This window comes from Citrobacter sp. wls829 (assembly GCF_005280825.1).
GTDB lineage: Bacteria > Pseudomonadota > Gammaproteobacteria > Enterobacterales > Enterobacteriaceae > Citrobacter > Citrobacter gillenii.
Map to the genome: position 1 here is coordinate 104,335 of NZ_SZWP01000104.1, position 24,873 is coordinate 129,207.

At 53.5% G+C, this 24,873-nt stretch carries 25 protein-coding genes and 1 pseudogene; 19 read left to right on the top strand and 7 right to left on the bottom strand.

All coding sequences use genetic code 11. From position 1 onward, the window contains the following. Positions 1-73: 73 nt before the first annotated feature. Positions 74-1,144 (bottom strand): YncE family protein, encoded by a 1,071-nt coding sequence (locus FDW88_RS20570; RefSeq protein WP_137363258.1) that lies wholly within the window; start codon positions 1,142-1,144, stop codon positions 74-76. Between the two features lie 206 nt (positions 1,145-1,350). Further along, positions 1,351-1,878, bottom strand: a complete 528-nt coding sequence (gene ppa, locus FDW88_RS20575; protein WP_005134479.1) for an inorganic diphosphatase — start codon at positions 1,876-1,878, stop codon at positions 1,351-1,353. Positions 1,879-2,187: 309 nt separating this feature from the next. Between ppa and ytfQ the strand changes: the two genes are divergently transcribed. The 5 genes from ytfQ (at position 2,188) to FDW88_RS20600 (ending at position 7,367) form a co-directional block, all read left to right on the top strand. Beyond that, positions 2,188-3,144 carry a galactofuranose ABC transporter substrate-binding protein YtfQ gene (ytfQ, locus tag FDW88_RS20580; RefSeq protein ID WP_096758535.1) on the top strand — a complete coding sequence of 319 codons (957 nt, stop codon included), beginning with the start codon at positions 2,188-2,190 and terminating at the stop codon, positions 3,142-3,144. Positions 3,145-3,249: 105 nt separating this feature from the next. After that, positions 3,250-4,752: a galactofuranose ABC transporter, ATP-binding protein YtfR gene (ytfR, locus tag FDW88_RS20585; protein WP_137363259.1), complete on the top strand. Its 1,503-nt coding sequence runs from the start codon at positions 3,250-3,252 to the stop codon at positions 4,750-4,752. A 13-nt stretch (positions 4,753-4,765) separates the two neighbouring features. Further along, positions 4,766-5,788, top strand: coding sequence for a galactofuranose ABC transporter, ATP-binding protein YtfT (gene ytfT, locus FDW88_RS20590; protein ID WP_135953042.1), 1,023 nt, complete (start codon positions 4,766-4,768; stop codon positions 5,786-5,788). Next, a complete protein-coding gene (gene yjfF, locus FDW88_RS20595) occupies positions 5,775-6,776 on the top strand; it encodes a galactofuranose ABC transporter, permease protein YjfF (protein WP_096758532.1) in 1,002 nt (333 codons plus the stop codon). The genes ytfT and yjfF overlap by 14 nt, the downstream gene beginning before the upstream one ends. Positions 6,777-6,854: 78 nt before the next feature. Then, entirely contained in the window at positions 6,855-7,367 is a 513-nt protein-coding gene (locus FDW88_RS20600; protein ID WP_115259584.1) for a DUF2569 domain-containing protein, read from the top strand. A gap of 38 nt (positions 7,368-7,405) precedes the next feature. On the opposite strand, the gene fbp is transcribed toward FDW88_RS20600, so the two are convergent. Continuing rightward, positions 7,406-8,404: a class 1 fructose-bisphosphatase gene (fbp, locus tag FDW88_RS20605; RefSeq protein ID WP_096758530.1), complete on the bottom strand. Its 999-nt coding sequence runs from the start codon at positions 8,402-8,404 to the stop codon at positions 7,406-7,408. A gap of 175 nt (positions 8,405-8,579) precedes the next feature. On the opposite strand from fbp, the gene mpl reads away from it, so the two are divergent. Further along, the gene (mpl, locus tag FDW88_RS20610; RefSeq protein ID WP_115259583.1) at positions 8,580-9,959 is read left to right on the top strand and encodes a UDP-N-acetylmuramate:L-alanyl-gamma-D-glutamyl-meso-diaminopimelate ligase; all 1,380 of its coding nucleotides are present in this window, start codon (positions 8,580-8,582) and stop codon (positions 9,957-9,959) included. A gap of 584 nt (positions 9,960-10,543) precedes the next feature. On the opposite strand, the gene FDW88_RS20615 is transcribed toward mpl, so the two are convergent. Together FDW88_RS20615 and yjgA are read right to left on the bottom strand one after the other, a co-directional pair. After that, positions 10,544-10,987, bottom strand: a complete 444-nt coding sequence (locus FDW88_RS20615; RefSeq protein ID WP_117342407.1) for a DUF2628 domain-containing protein — start codon at positions 10,985-10,987, stop codon at positions 10,544-10,546. A 205-nt stretch (positions 10,988-11,192) separates the two neighbouring features. Beyond that, entirely contained in the window at positions 11,193-11,744 is a 552-nt protein-coding gene (gene yjgA, locus FDW88_RS20620; RefSeq protein WP_115259582.1) for a ribosome biogenesis factor YjgA, read from the bottom strand. A 95-nt stretch (positions 11,745-11,839) separates the two neighbouring features. Here yjgA and pmbA point away from each other — a divergent pair, with 95 nt between their 5' ends. The 13 genes and pseudogenes from pmbA (at position 11,840) to FDW88_RS20685 (ending at position 22,049) form a co-directional block, all read left to right on the top strand. Next, positions 11,840-13,192, top strand: coding sequence for a metalloprotease PmbA (pmbA, locus tag FDW88_RS20625; RefSeq protein ID WP_137363260.1), 1,353 nt, complete (start codon positions 11,840-11,842; stop codon positions 13,190-13,192). Between the two features lie 80 nt (positions 13,193-13,272). Then, a complete protein-coding gene (gene cybC, locus FDW88_RS20630) occupies positions 13,273-13,659 on the top strand; it encodes a cytochrome b562 (protein WP_096758524.1) in 387 nt (128 codons plus the stop codon). A 344-nt stretch (positions 13,660-14,003) separates the two neighbouring features. Further along, a complete protein-coding gene (locus FDW88_RS20635) occupies positions 14,004-14,324 on the top strand; it encodes a glycine dehydrogenase (RefSeq protein ID WP_096758523.1) in 321 nt (106 codons plus the stop codon). Between the two features lie 10 nt (positions 14,325-14,334). Further along, positions 14,335-14,697 (top strand): SFCGS family glycine-rich protein, encoded by a 363-nt coding sequence (locus FDW88_RS20640; protein ID WP_096758522.1) that lies wholly within the window; start codon positions 14,335-14,337, stop codon positions 14,695-14,697. A gap of 2 nt (positions 14,698-14,699) precedes the next feature. Beyond that, a complete protein-coding gene (locus FDW88_RS20645) occupies positions 14,700-14,999 on the top strand; it encodes a DUF4312 family protein (protein WP_096758521.1) in 300 nt (99 codons plus the stop codon). Between the two features lie 22 nt (positions 15,000-15,021). Beyond that, positions 15,022-15,778: pseudogene (locus FDW88_RS20650) on the top strand (DUF4311 domain-containing protein). An 11-nt stretch (positions 15,779-15,789) separates the two neighbouring features. Next, positions 15,790-16,434, top strand: a complete 645-nt coding sequence (locus tag FDW88_RS20655; protein WP_096758519.1) for a DUF4310 family protein — start codon at positions 15,790-15,792, stop codon at positions 16,432-16,434. Between the two features lie 113 nt (positions 16,435-16,547). Then, entirely contained in the window at positions 16,548-17,681 is a 1,134-nt protein-coding gene (locus tag FDW88_RS20660) for an amidohydrolase/deacetylase family metallohydrolase (RefSeq protein ID WP_137363261.1), read from the top strand. Further along, entirely contained in the window at positions 17,665-18,783 is a 1,119-nt protein-coding gene (locus FDW88_RS20665; RefSeq protein WP_096758517.1) for a DgaE family pyridoxal phosphate-dependent ammonia lyase, read from the top strand. Before FDW88_RS20660 ends, FDW88_RS20665 begins: the two co-directional genes overlap by 17 nt. Further along, complete coding sequence (locus tag FDW88_RS20670) at positions 18,780-19,520, top strand: KDGP aldolase family protein (RefSeq protein WP_115259578.1); 741 nt, start codon at positions 18,780-18,782, stop codon at positions 19,518-19,520. The genes FDW88_RS20665 and FDW88_RS20670 overlap by 4 nt, the downstream gene beginning before the upstream one ends. Before the next feature lie 21 nt (positions 19,521-19,541). After that, positions 19,542-21,455: a BglG family transcription antiterminator gene (locus FDW88_RS20675; RefSeq protein WP_137363262.1), complete on the top strand. Its 1,914-nt coding sequence runs from the start codon at positions 19,542-19,544 to the stop codon at positions 21,453-21,455. A 77-nt stretch (positions 21,456-21,532) separates the two neighbouring features. Then, positions 21,533-21,775, top strand: coding sequence for a type II toxin-antitoxin system RelB/DinJ family antitoxin (locus FDW88_RS20680; protein WP_115259576.1), 243 nt, complete (start codon positions 21,533-21,535; stop codon positions 21,773-21,775). Continuing rightward, the gene (locus FDW88_RS20685) at positions 21,765-22,049 is read left to right on the top strand and encodes a type II toxin-antitoxin system RelE/ParE family toxin (RefSeq protein WP_117342404.1); all 285 of its coding nucleotides are present in this window, start codon (positions 21,765-21,767) and stop codon (positions 22,047-22,049) included. Before FDW88_RS20680 ends, FDW88_RS20685 begins: the two co-directional genes overlap by 11 nt. 3 nt (positions 22,050-22,052) lie before the next feature. On the opposite strand, the gene nrdG is transcribed toward FDW88_RS20685, so the two are convergent. Both nrdG and nrdD read right to left on the bottom strand, forming a co-directional pair. After that, the gene (gene nrdG, locus FDW88_RS20690; RefSeq protein ID WP_096759476.1) at positions 22,053-22,517 is read right to left on the bottom strand and encodes an anaerobic ribonucleoside-triphosphate reductase-activating protein; all 465 of its coding nucleotides are present in this window, start codon (positions 22,515-22,517) and stop codon (positions 22,053-22,055) included. A 121-nt stretch (positions 22,518-22,638) separates the two neighbouring features. After that, a complete protein-coding gene (nrdD, locus tag FDW88_RS20695; RefSeq protein WP_137363263.1) occupies positions 22,639-24,777 on the bottom strand; it encodes an anaerobic ribonucleoside-triphosphate reductase in 2,139 nt (712 codons plus the stop codon). Positions 24,778-24,873 lie beyond the last annotated feature (96 nt).

Here is a 24,873-nt window from a genome sequence, read left to right on the forward strand (position 1 = left end):
CCTGAAAAGTAAAAAATAAAAGCGCCACCTTGCCGCTCAACATGGCGACAAGGTGCAAAATAGTTTTTGATTATTAGTATTGAGATAAATCGATTTTCAGCACGTAATCGGGCTTGACGCCAATCATTTTTTCCGGCTGTTTTACGCTGACATACAAGGTGTTAGCGTCCGGTGAAAGCGCCAGGCTGTTAGGTAACGCATTGGTTTCAATGCTGTTTTTTACCTGATAGGTGTTGCTGTCGACAATGCTGACCTGCTTGGCATTGCGGTGTGTAATATAAACTTCCTGACGTGTCTCGTTATAGAGAACGGCTAGTGAATTAATGACTTTGATTGGGGCAATGACTTTTCCGGTATGAATATCGACAACCAGAACATCGGCTAAATCAGGATCGGTCAGGAACGCGCGATTATTTTTGCTATCAAGGGCGATATTCAGGAAGAAATGTTTTTTAGTCGGTTCAACGGAAAAACGGTTAATTATTTTGTGGCGGGTAGTATCCAGCGTAATCAGCTCGTTTCTGCCGTTCACCACGTACAGACGATCGTTTGTAGCATCAATCGCCATGCCGGTCGGGTATTCGCCCATATTTTCAAGGGTGGCTATTTTTTCACGCTTTTGCGTATCCACCACCCAGACAACGCCTTTTTCAGCCACGCCGGAAACGTACAGGCGGTGATGTTGCTTATCCAGCACCATTTCACGCGTATGGATGATTTCCTTCGGGTTGCTGGTATCGCTCAGTTGCAGTATTGCCCGTTCTTTACCGCTGCGGGTATCGATAATCGTCACCGAACCTTCCAGCGTATTACCGACATACAGCACCTGATTTTCTTCATCCAGCGCGGTAGCAAACGCCCGGCGGCTGGTTTCGATGACTTCGGTGGTGGTGAGTTTCTCCAGATCGAGTTTGTAGATAACCCCGCGGGTTTTGTCTTTATCAAACGACGGTGAAGAGGCGGCAAAAAGCGCCTTCTGCTGGCCATCAACCGCCAACTCATACACCCCGTTACCGACGTCGCGGGTCAGGAAATCTTTCTCAGACAGCGTCTCTGCCACGCTGGGCAGGCTGGTAAATAACAATGTTGTGGCGAGGGCCACGGCGGAATAGTGTTTCAGGGACTTCACAGTGTGGAGGTTCATTGACGTTTATTCACATTTATTTACGTGTTGCGAATGATAATGAGATCTAGTCTCATTCGCAAATAAGATGAGCAAAATGTGACTACCCAATCTGGTAGGTCAAAAAGAAAACAGCGGAGAAAGGAAAAACGAAGAGAGGGAAAATGAGAAGTAAAAAACCCTTACTAACCAGACGCTGGTGTTCAGGGTTTTGAGCTCAGGCGAACTTATTTCTTCGCACGCTCGAAGGATGCAACGATTTCAGCTTTAGCGGCTTCAGCGTTGTCCCAACCGTCAACTTTCACCCATTTGCCTGCTTCGAGATCTTTGTAATGCTCGAAGAAGTGAGTGATCTGCGCTTTCAGCAGGTCCGGCAGGTCGTTCACATCTTTGATGTGATCGTATTCTTTGCTCAGCTTGGTGTGCGGTACCGCAACCAGTTTCGCATCTTCACCGGATTCGTCGGTCATTTTCAGTACGCCAACCGGACGGCAGCGGATCACTGAACCTGGCTCCAGCGGGTACGGTGTCGGGACCAGAACGTCGACCGGGTCGCCATCCAGAGACAGGGTGTGGTTGATGTAACCGTAGTTGCACGGATAGAACATCGCAGTGGACATGAAGCGGTCAACGAACAGGGCGCCGCTCTCTTTGTCAACTTCGTATTTGATCGGATCTGCGTTCGCAGGGATCTCGATAACAACGTAGATATCTTCCGGCAGATCTTTACCGGCAGGGACGTTGAGTAAGCTCATGTCTGTTTCCTTTAAATATGCTATGGCAAACAAGTGGCGGGTATTATAGCCAACTCGCGCTGAATGTCTCCGCTTGTTTTCGATTTGCCACCTCGGATTTTCGCTTTTTCTCCCTGTTTTGATGACAGAAAAATCCATAACTTCAGCTGCATTTTTCATAGGGTAATGAAAGCGATTACAAACTTGTGATTAACGTTTTATTTACTTTTTTGAAGTGTGATGTAACGCAATCCGTTACATGCTCGATTGTCTATAGTTTTTTCGCGACGGTTTATTAATCAACAATAATCACCCTACGAGGACGCACTTATGTGGAAGCGCTTACTTTTAGTCACAGCAGTTTCGGCAGCCATGTCATCTATGGCGATGGCCGCCCCTTTAACCGTAGGATTTTCGCAGGTCGGGTCTGAATCCGGCTGGCGTGCAGCAGAAACCAACGTAGCGAAAAGCGAGGCCGAGAAGCGCGGCATTACGCTGAAAATTGCCGACGGCCAGCAAAAACAGGAAAACCAGATTAAAGCGGTACGTTCATTCGTGGCGCAGGGCGTGGATGCTATTTTCATTGCGCCAGTGGTAGCAACCGGCTGGGAGCCGGTATTAAAAGAAGCGAAAGATGCCGAGATCCCGGTCTTTTTGCTCGATCGTTCCATCGATGTCAAAGACAAATCTCTCTATATGACCACCGTGACGGCCGACAACGTGCTGGAAGGCAAATTGATCGGCGACTGGCTGATTAAAGAAGTGAACGGCAAGCCGTGTAATGTTGTGGAGCTACAAGGAACCGTCGGTGCCAGCGTGGCGATTGACCGTAAAAAAGGCTTTGCTGAAGCCATTGCCAAGGCACCAAACATCAAAATTATCCGCTCTCAGTCCGGCGACTTTACCCGCAGTAAAGGCAAAGAAGTCATGGAGAGCTTTATCAAAGCGGAAAACAACGGCAAGAACATCTGTATGGTTTACGCCCACAACGATGACATGGTGATCGGGGCGATTCAGGCAATCAAAGAAGCGGGTCTGAAACCGGGCAAAGACATTCTGACCGGCTCTATCGACGGCGTGCCGGATATCTATAAAGCGATGATTGACGGGGAAGCCAACGCCAGCGTCGAGTTGACGCCGAACATGGCCGGTCCAGCCTTTGACGCGCTGGAGAAATTCAAAAAAGACGGCACCATGCCTGAGAAGCTGACCATTACCAAATCTATCCTCTATCTGCCGGATACCGCGAAAGAAGAGCTAGAGAAGAAGAAAAACATGGGCTACTAAGCCTTCATGAAAATGCCGGGGGCGCTGCGCTTGCCCGGCCTACATTAAGCGCTTTTGTAGGCCGGATAAGCGTAGCGCCATCCGGCGTAATGCCGGAGGAATACCATGACCACCGACCAACATCAGGAAATCCTTCGCACCGAAGGGTTAAGTAAATTTTTTCCTGGCGTCAAAGCGCTGGATAACGTGGATTTCAGCCTGCGGCGTGGCGAGATTATGGCGTTGCTCGGTGAAAACGGAGCCGGTAAATCGACGCTGATCAAAGCGCTGACCGGCGTTTACCACGCCGATCGCGGCACCATCTGGCTTGAAGGCCAGGCTATCTCACCCAAGAATACCGCCCATGCCCAGCAACTGGGGATTGGCACCGTGTATCAGGAAGTGAACCTGCTGCCCAATATGTCGGTGGCAGATAACCTGTTTATTGGCCGCGAGCCGCGACGCTTTGGCCTGCTGCAGCGCAAGCAAATGGAAAAGCGTGCTACGGAGCTGATGGCCTCCTACGGTTTTTCCCTTGATGTGCGCGAGCCGTTAAACCGTTTTTCGGTGGCGATGCAGCAGATTGTCGCCATTTGCCGGGCTATCGATCTGTCGGCGAAAGTATTGATCCTCGACGAACCCACCGCCAGCCTGGATACCCAGGAAGTCGACATGCTATTCGGTCTGATGCGGCATCTGCGCGATCGCGGCGTCAGCCTGATCTTCGTTACCCATTTTCTCGATCAGGTCTATCAAGTCAGCGATCGGATCACCGTTCTGCGTAACGGCGGCTTTGTCGGCTGTCGCGAAACCCGCGAACTGCCGCAGATCGAACTGGTGAAGATGATGCTCGGTCGGGAACTGGATACCCACGCGTTGCAGCGTGCGGGCCGCACGTTGCTGAGTGACAAACCGGTGGCTGCCTTCAGTGGTTTTGGCAAAAAAGGCACGATCGCACCGTTCGATCTGCAGGTCCGTCCCGGCGAGATCGTCGGCCTGGCGGGGTTGCTGGGATCGGGACGTACAGAAACCGCAGAAGTGATCTTTGGCATTAAACCTGCCGACAGCGGCAGTGCGCTGATCAAAGGCAAACCGCAGACCCTGCGATCGCCGCATCAGGCCTCGTGTCTGGGGATCGGCTTCTGCCCGGAAGACAGGAAAACGGACGGCATTATTGCTGCCGCCTCGGTGCGAGAAAATATCATCCTGGCCCTGCAGGCACAGCGCGGCTGGCTGCGGCCGATTCCGCGCAAAGAGCAAAATGACATTGCCGAGCGTTTTATCCGCCAGTTGGGTATCCGCACCCCCAACGCCGAACAGCCGATCGAGTTTCTCTCCGGCGGTAATCAGCAAAAAGTTCTGCTGTCGCGCTGGCTGCTGACTAAACCGCAGTTTTTGATCCTTGATGAACCCACGCGTGGGATCGACGTTGGGGCGCACGCCGAGATCATTCGCCTGATCGAGACACTGTGCGCCGACGGTCTGGCGCTGCTGGTGATCTCTTCTGAACTGGAAGAACTGGTGGGTTACGCCGATCGGGTCATTATCATGCGCGATCGCAAACAGGTGGCCGAGATCCCGCTGGCTGAACTGTCCGTACCGGCAATCATGAACGCTATTGCGGCCTAAGGAGACTGTTGTGATGCCTCAATCTCTCCCTCAATCCAACACCGCGAAACGACGATTTCGCTGGCCGAAGGGCATGCCGCAACTGGTGGCGCTGCTGCTGGTGCTGCTGGTTGACAGCCTGGTCGCCCCGCACTTTTATCAGGTGATTTTGCAGGATGGCCGTCTGTTCGGCAGCCCGATTGATATTCTCAACCGCGCCGCGCCCGTGGCGCTGCTGGCGATTGGCATGACGCTGGTGATTGCCACCGGCGGTATCGATCTTTCCGTTGGCGCGGTGATGGCCATTGCGGGGGCAACCACCGCCGCGATGACGGTTGCCGGGCACAGCCTCCCGGTGGTCCTGCTTGCGGCGTTAGGCTCGGGTATCCTGGCGGGATTGTGGAATGGGATTCTGGTGGCCATCCTCAAGATCCAACCGTTTGTTGCCACGCTGATCCTGATGGTGGCCGGGCGCGGGGTAGCGCAGTTGATCACCTCCGGGCAGATCGTCACGTTTAACTCGCCCGATCTGTCATGGTTCGGTAGCGGATCGCTGTTGCTGTTCCCGACGCCGGTGATCATCGCGCTGCTAACGCTGGTCGCTTTTTGGCTGCTGACGCGTAAAACGGCGCTGGGTATGTTTATTGAGGCGGTCGGCATCAACATTCGGGCGGCGAAAAATGCCGGTGTGAATACCCGCGTTATCGTGATGCTCACCTATGTGCTGAGCGGTCTGTGCGCGGCCATTGCCGGGATTATCGTCACGGCGGATATTCGCGGAGCCGATGCCAACAACGCCGGGTTATGGCTGGAATTAGATGCCATTCTGGCGGTAGTGATCGGCGGCGGTTCGCTGATGGGCGGGCGATTTAACCTGCTGCTGTCGGTGGTGGGGGCGTTGATTATTCAGGGCATGAACACAGGGATTTTACTGTCCGGCTTCCAGCCGGAGCTCAACCAGGTGGTTAAAGCCATCGTGGTGCTGTGCGTGCTGGTCGTCCAGTCGCAACGCTTTATCAGCCTGATAAAAGGAGTGCGTGGTCATGATAAAACGTAACTTACCGCTGATGATCACCCTTGGCGTCTTTGTGCTGGGCTACCTCTACTGCCTGACGCAGTTCCCGGCCTTTGCCTCGACGCGCGTGATCTGCAATATCCTGACCGACAACGCCTTTTTAGGCATTATCGCTGTGGGTATGACCTTCGTGATCCTCTCCGGCGGCATCGATCTTTCCGTCGGTTCGGTGATTGCCTTTACCGGCGTATTTCTGGCAAAAGCCATTGGTTACTGGGGGATTTCCCCGCTGCTGGCGTTCCCGTTGGTTCTGGCGATGGGCTGCGCGTTTGGCGCCTTTATGGGGTTACTGATTGATGCCCTGAAGATCCCGGCGTTTATTATTACGCTGGCGGGAATGTTCTTTCTGCGTGGCGTCAGCTATCTGGTCTCCGAAGAGTCTATCCCCATTAACCACCCGATTTATGACACGCTCTCCAGCCTTGCCTGGAAGATCCCCGGCGGTGGTCGTCTGAGCGCCATGGGACTGTTGATGCTGGGCGTAGTGGTGATCGGTATCTTCCTTGCGCACCGTACACGCTTTGGCAATCAGGTGTACGCCATTGGCGGTAGCGCGACGTCAGCTAACCTGATGGGGATCTCGACCCGCAGCACGACAATCCGCATCTATATGCTTTCTACTGGGCTGGCGACGCTGGCCGGGATTGTCTTCTCCATTTATACCCAGGCCGGTTATGCGCTGGCAGGCGTCGGCGTCGAGCTGGATGCCATTGCCTCGGTGGTGATCGGCGGTACGTTGCTGAGCGGTGGCGTGGGCACGGTACTGGGCACTCTGTTTGGCGTGGCAATCCAGGGATTGATTCAGACCTACATTAACTTTGACGGCACATTAAGTTCATGGTGGACGAAGATCGCCATCGGTATTCTGCTGTTTGTTTTTATCGCCTTACAGCGCGGTCTGACGGTGCTATGGGAAAACCGCCAAAGTTCACCGGTCACACGGGTGAATACCACGAGCGCGTCAAAATGATGTCGTGGGCTGTTTTTCGCGTATAGCGGGTAATGCGTATACACTAGGAGGCTACACTTACTTAATGGAATCAAAAGCATGAAAGGAATCGAAGGCGAAGGGCTACCGACAGCATGCGCCAGCTGTGGGGAGAACGTACTGCCTCCGGATACCCACTGCACGCGTTGTGAGAATAAAAAATATACGGGAATTGGCGGCTGGCTTTATTTACCGGCGGTGACGCTGGTGATGTCCGTCATTTCTGGGGTCATTGGCTTTTTCGGTGTGGCGATGTTTGTTTTGCACACTGAAACGGACGTGAGTGCGCTGGTTATTTTTGAACTCGTCTGTATGGCTGTTCTCTTAATGCTGCTGGTTTACACGACGTTTTTGTTTTTCAAAAAGAAACGTCAGCTACCCAAGTTTTATACTGCCTTCATTTTAGGCACCACGCTTTACTACGCGATGGACAGCTGGTTGGGTGCCATGTTCTATGGCGTGGGGCTGAGCACTGACGATATAAAAGCGTTTGTCTCCTGCGCGGCCCAGATCCTTATCTGGATACCGTATTTCCGCGTATCAAAACGGGTCAAACTGACCTTCGTCAACTAAGCACGTAAAGGACGCCGGATTGCTCCGGCGTCTGAGTCTTACGCGTCCGGGAACTCACGGATTAAACGTTCAACGTCTTCAACCATATGGTCGTTACCGACGAAGAATGAACGACGCTGGTGCAGGCTCTCCGGGATGATATCCAGAATACGGTTTTTACCGTCACTTGCTTTGCCGCCCGCTTGCTCGGCCAGCAGGGCCATTGGGTTGCATTCGTACAGCAGGCGCAGTTTTCCATCCGGATGGCTGGCCGTGCTCGGGTACAAATAGATCCCGCCTTTCAGCAGATTGCGGTGGAAATCCGCCACCAAAGAGCCAATGTAGCGCGAGGTATACGGGCGCTGGGTGGCTTTATCCTCTTCCTGGCAGAACTTAATGTACTTCTTCACGCCATTCGGGAATTTGATGTAGTTGCCTTCGTTAATGGAGTAGGTGCTGCCTTTGGCCGGGAAACGCATGCGCTCCTGGCTGAGGCAAAATACGCCCAGAGAAGGATCGTAGGTGAACGCATGTACGCCACAACCGGTGGTATACACCAGCATGGTGGATGAACCGTAAACGACGTAGCCCGCCGCCACCTGCTTGTTACCCGGTTGCAGGAAATCCTCTTCCGTTACCGGCGTACCGACAGGGGTGACACGACGATAAATCGAGAAGATCGTGCCGACAGAGACGTTAACATCGATGTTCGATGAACCATCCAGTGGATCCATGAGTACAACGTATTTTGCGTGTTCACAGCCTTCGAAGACGACGATTTCATCTTCTTCTTCAGAGGCAATGCCCGCCACAATATCGCGTGCCTTCAGTGCAGCTTTCAGTTTTTCGTTCGCGAACAGATCGAGCTTCTGCTGAACCTCTCCCTGCACGTTCTCAGCACCGCTGGCACCCAGGATATCGACCAGACCGGCCTTGTTGATATCGCGGTGGATGATCTTGGCGCCCAGCTTTATTGCCGATAACAAAGCAGTCAGCTCACCGGTAGCATGAGAGAACTCGTGCTGCTTTTCGACAATAAATTCACCTAACGTTTTCATAACACTTTCCCTGCAAATTGTATGGAGTAAAGCGACCGCCATAATCTTAACAAATATTTCAGCCCTCGCGCTTAGGTGAATCGCGCCAGCAAACTGCGGATTATCCTGAAATGCGTTTCTCAGTTGCCTGACATGTGCGTAAAATGACCCCCAGATTAAAAAAGGATAGTGACGTATGCGCATTCATATTTTGGGAATTTGTGGCACCTTCATGGGCGGTCTGGCGATGCTGGCTCGCTCGCTCGGTCATGAAGTAACGGGTTCGGACGCCAATGTGTATCCGCCGATGAGCACCTTACTTGAGAAGCAGGGCATCTCACTGATTCAGGGTTACGATGCCAGCCAGCTCGACCCGCAACCGGACCTGGTGATCATCGGCAATGCCATGACACGCGGTAATCCGTGCGTGGAAGCTGTGCTGGAGAAGAACATTCCGTACATGTCTGGCCCGCAGTGGCTGCATGACTTTGTGCTGCGCGATCGCTGGGTGCTGGCAGTGGCGGGAACTCATGGCAAAACCACCACGGCTGGAATGGCGACCTGGATCCTCGAAGTCTGCGGCTATAAGCCAGGCTTTGTCATCGGCGGTGTGCCGGGGAACTTCGAGGTTTCTGCGCGTTTGGGTGAAAGCGACTTTTTCGTTATTGAAGCGGACGAGTACGACTGCGCATTCTTCGATAAGCGTTCCAAATTCGTACATTACTGCCCGCGTACGCTGATCCTCAACAACCTTGAGTTTGATCACGCGGATATCTTTGACGATCTGAAAGCCATTCAGAAACAGTTCCACCATCTGGTACGTATCGTGCCGGGTCAGGGACGCATCATCTACCCGGAAAACGACATCAATCTGAAACAGACGATGGCGATGGGCTGCTGGAGCGAACAGGAACTGGTTGGTGAGCAAGGTCACTGGCAGGCGAAGAAACTGACGACCGATGCCTCCGAATGGGAAGTGTTGTTAGACGGTGAAAAAGTGGGCGAAGTGAAGTGGGGCCTGGTCGGCGAACACAACATGCACAACGGCCTGATGGCCATTGCTGCCGCTCGCCACGTTGGTGTTCAGCCTGCGGATGCCGCCAATGCGCTGGGCTCGTTCATTAACGCACGTCGACGTCTTGAACTGCGCGGCGAAGCCCATGGCGTGACGGTGTATGACGATTTCGCCCATCACCCGACGGCGATTCTGGCAACGCTCGCCGCGCTGCGCGGAAAAGTCGGTGGCACGGCGCGCATTATTGCCGTGCTGGAACCACGTTCTAACACCATGAAAATGGGACTGTGCAAAGACGATCTGGCGCCGTCGTTAGGTCGTGCAGATGAAGTGTTTCTGCTGCAACCGCCGCACATTCCGTGGCTGGTATCGGAAGTCGCGGAAGCCTGCGTGCAGCCTGCTCACTGGAGCGGTGATGTTGACGCGCTGGCGGACATGGTGGTGAAAACCGCGCAGCCTGGCGATCACATTCTGGTGATGAGCAACGGCGGGTTTGGCGGTATTCATCAAAAACTGCTGGACGGCCTGGCGAAGAAAGCACAGGCACAAGCCGAAGAGTAAAAAAATGCCCGGTGGCGCAATGCTTACCGGGCCTACGATCGACTGTAGGCCGGATAAGGCGTTTACGCCGCCATCCGGCAAGCTCGTTTTGCTAAACTTTGTTTCTCTAAATAAAAAAGAAAACTGATGTCGTCAGATTTCTTTTTCCTGTTCTGATTGGTTATTGCAATAAATATAATTTTGCTGCATATTGAAAACATTATTTTAATATTTTACACAAGGATCGGTGCTCCTTAATATGACAGCGAGTATAGTCTCTTCAAGTGATGGTAACAGAGAAATGGTAACGGTTTCTCTTTGGGTAAGTTTCATTGGATTAGCTCTGGCAATTTGCTTTTTCTTGTGTCTCATAACCGCAAGTATTGATGATGATGATGGTATAGCTATATTTCTCGTCATGGCTGGAATACTTTTGTTTGTTGTTGGTTTTTCGATGAGTATTGCCGGAATGATATCGTCGAATTATCGTTTAAAGGCGTTTTGTGCTTTCATTATCACCTGCTTATCAGCTGCGATGTACGTATCGACCACATTATTAATTGCTTTTTAATAATAGCAGGGAGCCAAATATGCTCCCTGTGAGATTAATACTGACGTGATGGCAGGTTTGACACCGCTTCTGCGCTTTTACGGGTTAACCCCTGGAACGGATTCCAGCTTTCAACACCCTTCACCATGCGCAGGTAGTAGGCGGTATTGACTAAATAAGAGCATACACAGGCGTATCCAATATTTATGACTTTGGCAAAGGCATTCATATCAATATCTGCCACAGTTTCTATTGCGATCAGTGCGGCCTGTATGGCCGCTACGCCCAAAAATAATACCAGTCCCTTTTTCCATAAGCCCAGGATGCAGAAGTAGACAAAGCCGAAGAAAAAAGCATATAAGTTGGCTCCTATACTTATCCTCTGTCCAAACGTCATTGTTCTATACGTTTTCGTATAAGAGGGTGTTCCTGGCAATCCATGCGTACTCAGAAAGTCAAAACGCTCTCGCCATTTTTCATTAATTGATTCCTTCTCCATTTTATAATCCTTGTGAATATAAATATTATCCGAAGCGCTTCCGTTCAGAACTCAGAATTCAGATTCAATCACTTTCAGGTGCTGACTGCAACAATATTTGATCACTATAAAAATAGCTGGTAGGAATAGTATTGATTATTATATTAACAATATAAATGTCTTATAAGGGTAATAAATTACCCTTATAAGAGTCATTGCCGACGAATTAGACTTCGTTTTCTGCCAACTCACGCAAATACTGAAAAATCTGACGTGCTGATTTCGGCGGCTTATTGCCTTCCTGCTCTTTCTTCGCATTGCGAACCAGAGAACGAAGCTGTTGGCGATCGGCGTGCGGCCACAGTCTGAGGACTTCCGCTACCGCATCATCACCTTCAACGATCAAACGATCGCGCAGCTGCTCCAGCTTATGAAACATTACAACCTGTTGGTTGTGACGGTTCTTCAGCTTATCCAGCGCCTGACGGATAGGATCGACATCGCGCTGACGCAGCATCTTGCCAATCAGCTGCAGCTGGCGGCGACGGCCTTCCATCTTAATACGCTGAGCCAGCTCAATGGCGGCACGTAAATCCGCATCGAGCGGGATTTTATCCAGCGCGTTTTTCCCCAGTTTTACCAGTTCCACGCCCAGGTGCTTTAACTCCTCGGCGTCACGTTTTATTTCACTTTTACTGACCCAGATAATTTCATCGTCTTCGTCTTCGATGTCATCACCGGGAACGTCGTCGAGCCAGTCTTCGGGCTGCTTAGTCATGTCAGGCTCCTTAAAAAAAGAGGCTAATGTTACCAGTTAAGATGCGCACTGAAAAACGGTTCTCTGTTAGACTTCAGAGAAACTCTCTCTACATTATGGCATTTGCGATGAAAGTAATCTCACAAGTTGAAGCGCAGCGTAAGATTCTGGAAGAAGCAGTCTCGACAGCACTGGAATTAGCATCAGCTCAGTCGGACGGTGCAGAAGTCGCCGTAAGCAAGACGACGGGTATTAGCGTCAGCACCCGTTATGGTGAAGTGGAGAACGTAGAATTCAACAGCGACGGGGCGCTGGGCATTACGGTGTATCACCAGAACCGTAAAGGTAGTGCGTCGTCCACCGATTTAAGTCCACAGGCGATTGCGCGTACCGTGCAGGCTGCGCTGGATATTGCTAGTTACACCTCGCCGGACCCGTGCGCAGGCGTGGCGGATAAAGAACTGCTGGCCTTTGATGCGCCAGATTTAGACTTGTTCCACCCGGCGGAAGTCTCGCCTGACGAAGCCATCGAACTGGCGGCACGTGCTGAACAAGCGGCGTTGCAGGCCGATAAGCGCATTACTAACACCGAAGGTGGCAGCTTTAACAGCCACTACGGTATCAAAGTGTTTGGTAACAGCCACGGTATGCTGCAGGGCTACTGCTCCACGCGTCATTCTCTCTCCAGCTGCGTGATCGCCGAAGAAAATGGCGATATGGAACGCGACTACGCCTACACCATTGGCCGCGCAATCGGCGATCTGCAAACGCCGGAATGGGTGGGGGCCGACTGTGCGCGCCGCACCTTATCCCGTCTGTCACCGCGTAAACTGTCCACAATGAAAGCACCGGTTATTTTCGCCAATGAAGTGGCGACCGGCCTGTTCGGACACCTGGTCGGGGCCATTGCCGGTGGCTCGGTGTATCGTAAATCTACCTTCCTGCTGGACTCGCTGGGCCAACAAATTCTGCCGGAATGGTTGACCATTGAAGAACACCCGCATCTGCTGAAAGGGCTGGCCTCTTCGCCGTTCGACAGCGAAGGCGTGCGTACGGAACGTCGCGATATTATCAAAGACGGCATCCTGACTCAGTGGCTGCTGACCAACTATTCTGCCCGCAAGCTGGGACTGAAAAGCACCGGTCATGCCGGTGGTATTCATAACTGGCGTATTCCCGGACAAGGTCTAAGCTTCGAGCAGTTGCTCAAAGAGATGGGCACTGGTCTGGTCGTAACCGAGCTGATGGGGCAGGGCGTGAGTGGTATCACCGGCGATTATTCGCGCGGCGCGGCGGGTTTCTGGGTCGAAAACGGTGAAATTCAGTACCCGGTGAGTGAAATCACCATCGCCGGTAACTTGAAAGACATGTGGCGCAATATTGTCACCGTCGGTAACGATATTGAAACGCGCAGTAATATACAGTGTGGTTCTGTGCTACTGCCGGAGATGAAAATCGCCGGGCAGTAATACCCGTCATACTTCGAGCTGCGGCGTGAATTATTACGGGTATCTGGCGTTATTCTTAATAATAAAAAAGGAAGTGAGCAATGCGTAAACACCTGTTAGCGATCGTCGCGGCTTCAACGCTGGTTTTAGGTTCATCTGCGTTTGCAGCCGATCTCGAAGACGATATGGGGATCCTCAACGACAACCTGAAAATCGTGGAAAAAACGGATAACGCAACTGAACTGAAAGACGCGTTAACCAAAATGCGTGCAGCCGCGCAGGATGCACAAAAAGGAACGCCACCGAAGCTGGAAACTAAATCCCCGGACAGCCCGGAGATGAAAGATTTCCGTCACGGCTTTGACACGCTGATCGGCCAGATCGACGGCGCGTTAAAACTGGCGAACGAAGGTAAAGTCAAAGAGGCGAAAGCGGCAGCGGAAGAGCTAAAAACCACCCGCAACGCTTACCATAAGAAGTACCGTTAATTTATGTATCCGGCCTGCGCGACGTCGTAGGCCGGATAAGACGCGACAGCGTATCCATCCGGCACCGCCCCCCATAAGTAAACGCTATACCCATCACATTTTTTAACTTTTAACGCCAATCCGTTTTTCCTGCCGCTTGCGGTTTCCCTGCTATCTCGTGCGATCCCCATCACGTTATCCAGGCGATAAATAACCAATCCCGCCCTTTTTGCGGCACAGATCACTATCGTTGCTCACCTTTCCACTTCGAAGTGGAAAACAACTCGCTACAAACTTTTAACCTCCACCGTTAGTTTACGCTTAGAGCCATTAGTGGGGTATGACGAGTGAATAACGGAGCGGTAATGAATGACAGGGGGGAATCGGTGACACCGTCTGGTGAACTGGCCGAACGCATGCTGGCGCAGGTGTATGCCCTGTTGCGCGCACGCCACATCATTCCCAATGCCGTACAGGAACAAATGCTGACATCGCATGTTCGCGCCATGGCGCACCGCTCGGTGACGGGTGAACCGCTACCTGAAGTCGATGCCAGCTTATTTGATGAAATATCTGCCGAATCAATGGCACTTGCCCGCGACATCGTGGCGGAGTTTGGCAACCTTCCTGAAGAAGAGGCCTGGCTGCTGTCGGTACATTTCGAAGTCGCAAAAGAGAACCTTTAAGGAGCACAAGATGGAACAGATTACTGTGGTGATTGGCGATCGTCTGGGTAAAGGCCAGAAAGTGGCGGCAGGCGTTGAGAAAGCAGGCGGTCGTGCGGTCGTGGTACCGGGCGTGGCGGCAGATATGAAGCTGGGTGACATGATGAAAGCGGAAAACGCCACCTTTGGCATTTCGTTTTGCGGCAGCGGCGGCGCGGGGGCTATCACCGCGCAGACCAAATATGGTTACAAAGCCAAATACGGTATGCGCTCGGTTGAAGAGGGCGTCACCGCCATCAACGAAGGCTGCAACGTGCTGGGATTCGGCTTTATGGACAAAGAAGAGCTCGGCGAGCGCCTGGTGCAGGCGTGGCAAAAGAAATACGGCGCTTAAGTATGAAAGAGCAATTCACCACAACGGTGAGAGTCACGGGTAAGGGTGACGCCAAAGCGCGCGCCTTTGCCGATGCCCTGAACCACGTTCAGGCCGCGGTGATGAAAGGGTCACCGCATATCTTACTGCGTATTGAGCCACAGGATGTGCAGGTTGTTCAAGCGCGTGAAACGGTGCGTAAAGAGGCGTTTTTATTCCTCTTTTTGCGCCGCGAAAGACGCACTTTCAGCGTGGAGCTGGATGTGACCGTCAACGTGACTGCCATCAATCTTGAGAAGGTGGATTTCGTCACGCAACGCTGATTCACTATTAAAAGGCATAATTATGTTCCTGATAATATTAATAAAATCGCTCATCATCGGCGCGCTGGTTGGCGTAGGTGTCGGCGCTGGGGCTGCACGCATGTTTCATGCGCCTACCTCTCAGGGGATGGGCGCGTTTCGTACTCTGGGGGAGCTGAATTCCTGTGAAGGGGATCCTGCTTCTCACTTCTCATTCGGCCTGGGCTTCATCCGTTGCGGCGGGGGCGTTCACGCAGGACGTTGACCACCGCATCATCCCTAACTGGGGTGCGGCGGCATTGATGCTTAAAAACCGTAATGTCGGTGAGACGCTGCATGACCCCAGACGCATGGCGATTGCCTGTGGCGTGATTGGCATGATTGTCGTGACCTTCCTGAACCTGACCGCGTCATCCGTACCGGCGGTGCTGCAGGTTACTGCCGTGAAGGTGCTGGTACCAGCGGCAAACCTGCTGGTCAACACCGTGATGCCGGTGATCTTCTGGCTGGCGGCAATCGATGCTGGCAAGAAATCGGGTTTCTGGGCGACCGTCTTTGGCGGCGCAGCGCAGCTGATAATGGGCAACGCCGTACCGGGTCTGGTGCTCGGTATTTTGATTGGTAAAGGCGTCGAAGAGAGCGGCTGGAACCACGTCACGAAAGTGATGATGGTGGCTATCGTGGCGCTGTTCGTGCTGAGTGGTTTCTTCCGCGGCTTCGATATGAAGATGATCGAATCCTTCCATCTGACCGTGCCTAACTGGCTGGAACTGATCCACAACTCACTCAGCGGCAAATAACGGAGGCCACAATGGAACAGAATAAAGGTTTTTGGTTCGCCGACTGGTCGTTCCCGATCTTCGTGGGCCTGCTCTCCTCCGGCGTCTTTGCCGGCACGCACATGTACTACCTGTATGGCATCGGTGCGTTTAACGAAGTGGCCTTTGTGGCAATGCTGAAAGCGGGAATGGACACCGGTTCTTACGGGGCGGTAGCGGCGTTTGGTGCGAGCTTCCTGTTTGCCCGCATTATTGAAGGTTCGCTGGTGGGTATCCTGGACATCGGCGGGGCCATCCAGACCGGCGTTGGTTTGGGCGTGCCGGCACTGCTGCTGGGGGCTGGCATTATTTTCCCGGTCGCTAACTTTGCTGCCTCGCTGGTCACCGGTCTGGTGATTGGCCTGGCAATTGGCTACATCATCATTCTGGCGCGTAAGTTCACCATCAATCAGAGCGATTCGACCTACGGGGCGGACGTGATGATGGGAGCCGGTAACGCCTCAGGTCGCTTCCTTGGACCGCTAATCATCCTCAGCGCGATGACGGCTTCCATCCCTATCGGCGTTGGTTCTCTGGCCGGGGCGCTGTTGTTTTACCTGTGGCAGAAACCGATCACCGGCGGTGCGATCCTTGGGGCCATGATCCTCGGTTCCATCTTCCCGATTGCGATTAGCTAATTGCCTGATGGCGCTGCGCTTATCAGGCCTACAGCATCGTACTCGTTGTAGGCCGGATAAGACATTTATGTCGCCATCCGGCAACCGATTTCCTCTTTCTACAGGAGAGTGTGATGTTTGATTTACTCCTGCGCCATGCGCGTCTGGTAGACGATACGGTAAGCGATATTGCGGTCAAGGACGGCAAAATTGCGGCGCTGGGCGAGATAACCGATCCGGCGGTGAAAACCGTCGATTTACGCGGTGAGTGCTACGTCAGCGCCGGGTGGATTGATTCTCACGTCCACTGCTACCCGAAATCCCCGATTTATCATGACCAGCCTGACAGCATCGGGATTGCCACCGGCGTCACCACGGTGGTGGATGCCGGCAGCACCGGCGCTGACGATATTGATGATTTCTATACCTTAACCCGCGAAGCGACCACCGATGTTTATGCCTTGCTGAATATTTCCCGCGTGGGGCTGATTGCGCAAAACGAGCTGGCCAATATGGCTAATATCGACGCTGACGCGGTGAAGCAGGCGGTGCAACGTCACCCGGATTTTATTGTCGGCCTGAAGGCGCGGATGAGCAGCAGCGTGGTCGGTGAAAATGGCATTATCCCGCTTGACCACGCCAAAGCGATGCAAGCGCAGAATGGTGACCTGCCGCTAATGGTGCACATCGGTAACAACCCGCCGGATCTGGATGAGGTAGCCGAACGCCTGACAGCGGGCGACATTATTACCCACTGCTATAACGTCAAACCGAACCGTATTCTGACGCCAAAAGGCGAATTACGGGCCTCGGTAACGCGGGCGATTTCGCGCGGCGTACGCCTCGATGTTGGACACGGTACCGCCAGTCTGAGCTTTGCGGTGGCGAAACGCGCCATCAGCTTAGGCATTTTGCCGCACACCATCAGCTCAGATATTTACTGCCGCAACCGCATCAGCGGCCCGGTGCATTCATTGGCCAACGTGATGTCGAAATTTCTCGCCATCGGTATGTCGCTCCCGCAGGTCATTGAGTGCGTGACCGCCAGTGCCGCCGACGGCCTGCGCCTGAAAAATAAAGGCCGACTTCAGGTCGGTCTGGATGCCGATCTCACCCTCTTTACGCTGAAGCGCCAGCCCGCCGTGCTGGTCGATGCCGAAAACGACAGCCTGCAGGCTGAACAACTGCTGGTACCGCTTGCCGCAATACGTGCGGGCAAGGGCTATATGACCGAACAAGGGAGCGCGGAACATGCCTTCGATTTTTGAGAAATACCATTTAAAACAGGTTATTAATACCTCTGGGCGCATGACGGCGCTTGGGGTCTCTACGCCGCGACCCGAAGTGGTACAGGCCGCGATGGCGGGGATGAATCAGTACTTCGAAATGAAAGATCTGGTCAATAAAACCGGAGACTACATCGCGAAGTTGCTCGAGGTGGAAGGCGCCACGGTGGTGTCCTGTGCCTCGGCGGGGATTGCCCTGTCAGTGGCGGCTGTGCTGGTAAAAGACAGCGACTGGCTGCTGGAAAACCTGCACGCCACACCAATCGACAACAACGAAATCGTGCTGCCTCGCGGCCATAACGTCAACTTTGGCGCACCGGTTGGCAGCATGGTGGCGCTTGGCGGCGGCAAGTTAGTCGAGGCCGGCTACGCCAATGAATGCTCAGCGGCGCAGCTGACAGCCGCCATCTCGCCGCGCACGGCGGCCATTCTGTATATCAAATCGCACCACTGCGTACAAAAAAGCATGCTCAGCGTAGAGCAGGCCGCCGTGGTCGCACGTACGCATAATCTGCCGCTGATTGTGGATGCAGCGGCGGAAGAAGATTTGCAGTGCTACTACCGTGTCGGTGCGGACCTGGTGATTTACAGCGGCGCCAAGGCGATCGAAGGGCCAACCAGCGGCCTGGTGATTGGTAAAACACAATATGTGGAGTGGGTGAAACGCCAGACGGCAGGTATTGGCCGGGCGATGAAGGTCGGCAAAGAGGGCATTCTCGGGCTGACCTGCGCCATCGAACTGTACCTCAGCGCGCAGAAAGAGAGCGGCGCGGAGATGGTCGAAAAAATGACGCCGTTTATTAATACGCTGAATACCTTCAATGGCGTCAGTGCGCGGGTGGTGTGGGACAGCGCAGGGCGCGACATTGCACGTACCGAAATTAAGTTTGACGAAGCGGTAACCGGGATCGCCACCGGCGAGCTGGTTGAGGCGCTTAAGCAGGGCGAGTATGCGATCTACTTCCGCGGCTACAAAGCCAACGAAGGTATTATTGAAGCGGACGTGCGCAGTGTAGACCGCGCGCAGCTGGAGATAGTGGCGCGTCGTATTGCGGACGTGACCGGGCAGGAGAAAAAAGCATGAAACTGACGCCTAACTTTTATCGCAATCGCGTCTGCCTGAACGTGCTGGCGGGGTCAAAAGAGAACGCCAGTGATATTTACGCGGCGGCCGAAGGCCATGTGCTGGTCGGCGTGCTGTCCAAAAATTACCCGAGCGTTGAAAGCGCGGTGGCGGATATGCGTGAATACGCGGCGCTTATCGACAATGCACTGTCCGTTGGTCTCGGGGCGGGCGATCCGAACCAGTCGGCGATGGTCAGTGAAATTTCCCGTCAGGTGCAGCCGCAGCACGTCAATCAGGTGTTTACCGGCGTGGCGACCAGTCGGGCGCTGCTGGGGCAATCTCAAACGGTGGTCAACGGTCTGGTTTCGCCAACCGGTACGCCGGGTTGGGTGAAGATCTCCACCGGCCCGCTCAGCAGCCAGTCAGCAGATGGCGTGGTACCGGTGGCAACCGCCATTGCACTGCTGAAAGACATGGGCGGCAGCTCGATTAAATACTTTCCGATGGGTGGTCTGCAATGCCGCGACGAATATCAGGCGGTGGCTGAAGCCTGCGCCCGGCATGACTTCTGGCTGGAGCCTACGGGCGGTATCGACCTGGACAACTTTACTGAGATTCTGCAGATTGCCCTTGATGCCGGCGTGAGCAAAATCATTCCTCACATTTATAGTTCTATTATTGATAAGGTGAGCGGCAACACCCGGCCTGACGATGTGCGCCAGCTGCTGGCAATGACCCGGGCCTGCGTAGGTTAACTGATTAGTGAGGAAACTGACGTGCGATTCCCCAACCAACGTTTAGCGCAGCTGTTTGGCATGCTGCAAAGCGAGGCGCTGCCGCAGGATGAGCTGGCGCAGCGGTTGTCGGTTTCCACACGCACGGTCAGGGCGGATATTACCGCGCTGAACGCGCTTCTCACCCCGTATGGCGCGCAGTTTGTCCTTAGCCGGGGCAATGGTTATCAGTTGAAAATTGACGATCCGGCACGCTACCAGACATTACAAACGCAGCAGCCCGAGCGGTTGCTGCGCATTCCGCGTACCAGCCAGGAGCGGGTACACTGGCTGGTGGTTCGTTTTCTGACATCGGCTTTTTCGCTGAAGCTGGAAGATTTAGCTGATGAATGGTTCATCAGCCGGGCGACGCTGCAAAACGACATGGCAGACGTGCGTGAGCACCTGCAACGCTATCGACTGACGCTGGAAACGCGCCCCCGACATGGGATGAAGCTGTTTGGCAGTGAGATGGCGATCCGCGCCTGTCTGACCGATCTTCTGTGGACGCTGGCGCAGCAGGACCCGGCCCATCCACTGGTGATGGAAGAGGCGCTCAATGCGGGCGTCCCGCAACAGCTGCAGCCGGTTTTACAGGATATTTTCACCCGCTTTCATATTCGCCTGACCGACGAAGGAGAGCTCTTTCTGTGCTTATATTGTGCGGTGGCGGTACGCCGGATTAGCGAGGGCTATCCGCTGCCGGAATTTACCGCAGAAGAGGTGGAACATGAGGTGTGCCTGGCGACGCGGGAAATTGCTTCGGTCCTGCACCAACTGGCAGACAAACCACTCTCCGTGTTTGAGGAGAACTGGCTGAAGGTACATATCGCCGCCCGTCAGGTACAGGATATCGCCCCCAGCGCGATTAACGCCGATGATGACGAAGCGCTGGTCAATTACATCCTGCGTTTTATCAACACGCAGTACAATTACAACCTGATGAACGATCGGCAACTGCATGCCGATCTACTGACTCATATTAAGACCATGATCACCCGGGTACGCTACCAGATCATGATCCCCAATCCGCTGCTGGAAAATATTAAACAGCACTATCCGATGGCATGGGATATGACGCTGGCCGCCGTGTCGGGGTGGGGGAAATACACCCCGTATACCATTAGCGAAAATGAGATTGGCTTCCTCGTGCTGCACATTGGCGTTGGGCTGGAACGTAGTTACAACATCGGTTACCAGCGACAGCCTCGTGTGCTGTTGGTTTGTGACGCAGGAAACGCCATGGCGCGCATGATTGAAGCGGTGCTGGCGCGTAAATATCCGCAGATTGAGATTGTCGGCACCGTGACGCTGCGCGACTACGAACAACGGGACGCCATCAGCGAAGACTTCGTGATTTCTACCGCACGAATAAATGAAAAAGATAAGCCCGTGGTGATGATCGCCCCGTTCCCCACTGATTATCAGCTGGAGCAAATTGGTAAGCTGGTGCTGGTGGATCGCACCCGCCCGTGGATGCTGAACAAGTTCTTCGACGCCGCCCATTTTCGCATTATTGACGAACCGATGGATCAACAGACGCTGTTCAACACGTTATGCGGCCAGCTGCACGATGAAGGCTTTGTCGATGCGGAGTTTCTCGACTCCGTCGTTGAGCGCGAGGCCATCGTCAGCACCTTGCTGGGTGATAGCATTGCCCTGCCGCACTCCCTCGGTTTGCTGGCTAAAAAAACGGTGGTCTATACGGTGCTCGCCCCGCAGGGCATTGCCTGGGGAGACGAAACCGCACATGTGATCTTCTTGCTGGCCATTAGTAAAAGCGAGTATGAAGAAGCGATGGCCATCTACGATATTTTCGTCACCTTCCTGCGTGAACGCGCTATGACGCGGCTCTGTGCGTGTCAGAATTTTACCGACTTCAAAACGGTTGCCATGGAGTGCGTCAGTCGTTTTTGAGAGGTGTTATCCATAATTCGATGTAATGCGAATGTAATGCTAAACTGCATTACACATTCGATTCTACCGGAGGCATAATGGCCACGCTGAACGTCCGTCTGGATGACAAACTCAAAAATGAGGCTTATGCCGTGCTGGATAAACTGAACATTACTCCAACGGAAGCCGTGCGATTACTGTTCCAGTACGTCGCGGAAACGGGGCGCATGCCAGTGAAAACCGTCACTCTTAGCGATAGTGAAGATGCACTGATTCAGACAGTTCGGGAGAGGCTGTCTAGTCCGCAAAAGGGAATCAAGGTTAGTCTGGATGACTTATGAACTGGAATTCGACCCTAGGGCCTTAAAAGAGTGGCATAAGCTGGGCGATACAGTGAAGGCTCAGCTTAAGAAAAAGTTGGCTGATGTGCTATTGAACCCCAGAATTGACTCTGCCCGTTTAAACGGTCTTCCTGACTGCTATAAAATTAAGCTTAAATCGTCCGGCTATCGTCTGGTGTACCAGGTTCGGGATGAAGTTGTGATTGTGTTTGTTGTCGCGGTAGGCAAGCGACAACATTCAGCCGTCTATCACGATGCAAACAAACGGCTTTAGCGATCATCGCAAGTGATGTACCACCTGGTTGCTGCTGCCGCGCCAGATCAGCGCCGGGTCTTTCAGATCCTGCACAAATTTGCCGTCGACCAGCACGTTGATGAGATCCACCACCTGCATTTGCGCGGCGTTGAGTTCATCAAGCTTGTAGCCGGTCCATACCCAGATGTCTTTCCCCGGACACTCAGCGTGAATGCGTTGCACCAGTTTCAGGATATCCGGCACGTTTTGCGGATGTAGCGGATCGCCGCCGGACAGTGAGATCCCCTGGCGAGGGATCCGCGTATCGTTGAGATCGGCAATGATCTTGTCTTCCATCTCTTTGGTAAACGGCTCGCCGGAGTTCAGACGCCAGGTGCTTTTGTTATAGCAGCCGGGGCATTCATGCACGCACCCAGAGACAAACAGGGTGCAGCGCGTACCGGGGCCGTTGACGATGTCGACGGGGTAGTATTGATGATATCGCATAGAGGATGTCCAGAAAGAATGTAGGCCGGATAAGGTGCTTGCACCGCCATCCGGCAACATTGTGATGCCTGATGGCGACGCGATTACGTCTTATCAGGCCTACGGTCTTTGCAAACGGAAATTAACCGAGCTGCCCGTTACCTAAGTGCTTCACGCGGCGCTTCACTTCTTCCTGCTTACCGGCGTTAAACGGACGTGCGTCCGGGCTGCCTAAATAACCGCAGACGCGACGGGTGACTGACACGCGCGCAGCGTCGTGGTTACCGCATTTCGGGCAGGTGAAGCCTTTGCTGGTGCATTCGAATTCACCGGTAAATCCGCACTCGTAGCACTCATCGATCGGCGTGTTGGTTCCGTAATACGGCACGTGCTGATAGCTGTAATCCCAGACGTCTTCCAGCGCTTTCAGGTTGTGCTGAATGTTCGGGTACTCGCCATAGCAAATGAAGCCGCCGTTCGCCAGCGGTGGATACGGTGCTTCGAAATCGATTTTGTCGTACGGGTTAACCTTTTTCTCCACGTCGAGGTGGAAGCTGTTGGTGTAGTAGCCTTTGTCGGTCACGCCCGGCACTACGCCAAACTCGGCGGTATCCAGACGGCAGAAGCGGTCGCACAGGTTTTCACTTGGCGTGCTGTACAGGCTGAAGCCATAGCCGGTTTCGTCTTTCCATTTATCGACGGCCTGACGCAGGCGTTCAACAATGGCGATGCCTTTGGCGCGAAGCTGCTCGCTGTCGTACATATGCTTTTCGCCAAACAGCGCGTTGATGGTCTCGTGAATACCAATGTAGCCCAGAGAGATCGACGCCCGGCCGTTTTTAAAGATTTCAGACACATCATCGTCGGCTTTCAGACGCACGCCGCAGGCACCTTCCATATACAGGATTGGCGCCACGCGCGCTTTTACGCCTTCCAGACGCGCGATACGGGTCATCAGCGCTTTGCGCGCCAGCACCAGGCGATCGTCCAGCAGTTTCCAGAAGGTGGCTTCATCACCGTGTGCTTCCAGTGCAATACGCGGCAGGTTGAGGCTAATCACGCCAAGGTTGTTACGCCCGTCGTGAACCTGTTCGCCGTTCTCGTTTTCCCATACGCCGAGGAAACTGCGGCAGCCCATCGGGGTTTTGAACGAACCGGTCACTTTTACGACCTGATCGTAGTTCAGGATGTCCGGATACATACGCTTGCTTGCGCATTCCAGCGCCAGCAGTTTGATGTCGTAGTTCGGATCGCCAAACTTGTGGTTCAGACCGTCACGAATCGCGAACACCAGTTTCGGGAACACGGCGGTTTTACGATTTTTACCCAAACCGGCAATGCGGTTGCGCAGAATAGACTGCTGAATCAATCGTGATTCCCAGCTGGTCCCCAGGCCAAAGCCAAAGGTGACGAATGGAGTCTGGCCGTTGGCGGTATGCAACGTGTTCACTTCATACTCGAGGGACTGGAATGCGTCGTAGCACTCTTTCTCGGTACGGGAATGCGCATAGCCATCGGCATCCGGGATCTGCCACTCTTCTGCGGTTTTACGGTGCTTGTTAAAGCTCTCGGTGACGAACGGCGCGAGAACTTCATCGATACGGTTAATGGTGGTGCCGCCGTAAATGTGGCTGGCAACCTGGGCGATAATCTGCGCGGTGACCGCGGTCGCCGTGGAGATGGATTTTGGCGGCTCAATCTCCGCGTTACCCATCTTAAAGCCCTGCGTCAGCATACCTTTCAGGTCGATAAGCATACAGTTAAACATCGGGAAGAACGGCGAGTAATCGAGATCGTGGTAGTGAATATCACCGCGCTCGTGTGCCTGAACTACATCACGCGGCAACAGGTGCTGGCGCGCATAGTGTTTGGCGACGATACCGGCCAGCAGGTCGCGCTGGGTTGGGATCACTTTACTGTCTTTGTTGGCGTTTTCGTTCAGCAGCGCGGAGTTGGTTTGCTCAACCAGACCCCGAATTTCCTGGTTCAGGCGGCCACGTTTTTCACGCTGGATATCACGGTCGTGGCGATATTCGATGTACGCACGGGCGAGTTGTTTGTACGGGCCAGACATCAGCTGGTTTTCCACCGCTGTCTGGATCTCGTTGATATCGACCTGGCTGCGCTCATTCATCTGACTGCTAACGACTTCTGCGACGGTGGCACAGTAATCTGCGTCATCGACTCCCGCTGCTTTAGCTGCACGCAGAATGGCTTCTTTGATGCGCTCTGATTTAAACGGCACTTTACAGCCATCACGCTTCATCACATGCGGTGTCATGATCACTCCATATTTATAAGAACATTATAAGAACAGGTTATCCACAGAGGGTGGGAAGCACTCACTGGTTTATTCATCTCTCTGGTCAATGACTTC

Bases quoted from the DNA above. Each gene is read 5' to 3' on its own strand.
- FDW88_RS20645 (WP_096758521.1), top strand. From the start codon at position 14,700: ATGAAAGAGCAATTCACCACAACGGTGAGAGTCACGGGTAAGGGTGAC.
- nrdD (WP_137363263.1), bottom strand. From the start codon at position 24,777: ATGACACCGCATGTGATGAAGCGTGATGGCTGTAAAGTGCCGTTTAAA.
- yjfF (WP_096758532.1), top strand. From the start codon at position 5,775: ATGATAAAACGTAACTTACCGCTGATGATCACCCTTGGCGTCTTTGTG.
- FDW88_RS20655 (WP_096758519.1), top strand. From the start codon at position 15,790: ATGGAACAGAATAAAGGTTTTTGGTTCGCCGACTGGTCGTTCCCGATC.
- nrdG (WP_096759476.1), bottom strand. From the start codon at position 22,517: ATGCGATATCATCAATACTACCCCGTCGACATCGTCAACGGCCCCGGT.
- cybC (WP_096758524.1), top strand. From the start codon at position 13,273: ATGCGTAAACACCTGTTAGCGATCGTCGCGGCTTCAACGCTGGTTTTA.
- ytfT (WP_135953042.1), top strand. From the start codon at position 4,766: ATGCCTCAATCTCTCCCTCAATCCAACACCGCGAAACGACGATTTCGC.
- ppa (WP_005134479.1), bottom strand. From the start codon at position 1,878: ATGAGCTTACTCAACGTCCCTGCCGGTAAAGATCTGCCGGAAGATATC.
- yjgA (WP_115259582.1), bottom strand. From the start codon at position 11,744: ATGACTAAGCAGCCCGAAGACTGGCTCGACGACGTTCCCGGTGATGAC.
- FDW88_RS20570 (WP_137363258.1), bottom strand. From the start codon at position 1,144: ATGAACCTCCACACTGTGAAGTCCCTGAAACACTATTCCGCCGTGGCC.
- FDW88_RS20615 (WP_117342407.1), bottom strand. From the start codon at position 10,987: ATGGAGAAGGAATCAATTAATGAAAAATGGCGAGAGCGTTTTGACTTT.
- FDW88_RS20685 (WP_117342404.1), top strand. From the start codon at position 21,765: ATGACTTATGAACTGGAATTCGACCCTAGGGCCTTAAAAGAGTGGCAT.
- ytfR (WP_137363259.1), top strand. From the start codon at position 3,250: ATGACCACCGACCAACATCAGGAAATCCTTCGCACCGAAGGGTTAAGT.
- FDW88_RS20635 (WP_096758523.1), top strand. From the start codon at position 14,004: ATGAATGACAGGGGGGAATCGGTGACACCGTCTGGTGAACTGGCCGAA.
- FDW88_RS20600 (WP_115259584.1), top strand. From the start codon at position 6,855: ATGAAAGGAATCGAAGGCGAAGGGCTACCGACAGCATGCGCCAGCTGT.
- FDW88_RS20680 (WP_115259576.1), top strand. From the start codon at position 21,533: ATGGCCACGCTGAACGTCCGTCTGGATGACAAACTCAAAAATGAGGCT.
- FDW88_RS20660 (WP_137363261.1), top strand. From the start codon at position 16,548: ATGTTTGATTTACTCCTGCGCCATGCGCGTCTGGTAGACGATACGGTA.
- mpl (WP_115259583.1), top strand. From the start codon at position 8,580: ATGCGCATTCATATTTTGGGAATTTGTGGCACCTTCATGGGCGGTCTG.
- pmbA (WP_137363260.1), top strand. From the start codon at position 11,840: ATGGCATTTGCGATGAAAGTAATCTCACAAGTTGAAGCGCAGCGTAAG.
- FDW88_RS20665 (WP_096758517.1), top strand. From the start codon at position 17,665: ATGCCTTCGATTTTTGAGAAATACCATTTAAAACAGGTTATTAATACC.
- FDW88_RS20670 (WP_115259578.1), top strand. From the start codon at position 18,780: ATGAAACTGACGCCTAACTTTTATCGCAATCGCGTCTGCCTGAACGTG.
- ytfQ (WP_096758535.1), top strand. From the start codon at position 2,188: ATGTGGAAGCGCTTACTTTTAGTCACAGCAGTTTCGGCAGCCATGTCA.
- fbp (WP_096758530.1), bottom strand. From the start codon at position 8,404: ATGAAAACGTTAGGTGAATTTATTGTCGAAAAGCAGCACGAGTTCTCT.
- FDW88_RS20640 (WP_096758522.1), top strand. From the start codon at position 14,335: ATGGAACAGATTACTGTGGTGATTGGCGATCGTCTGGGTAAAGGCCAG.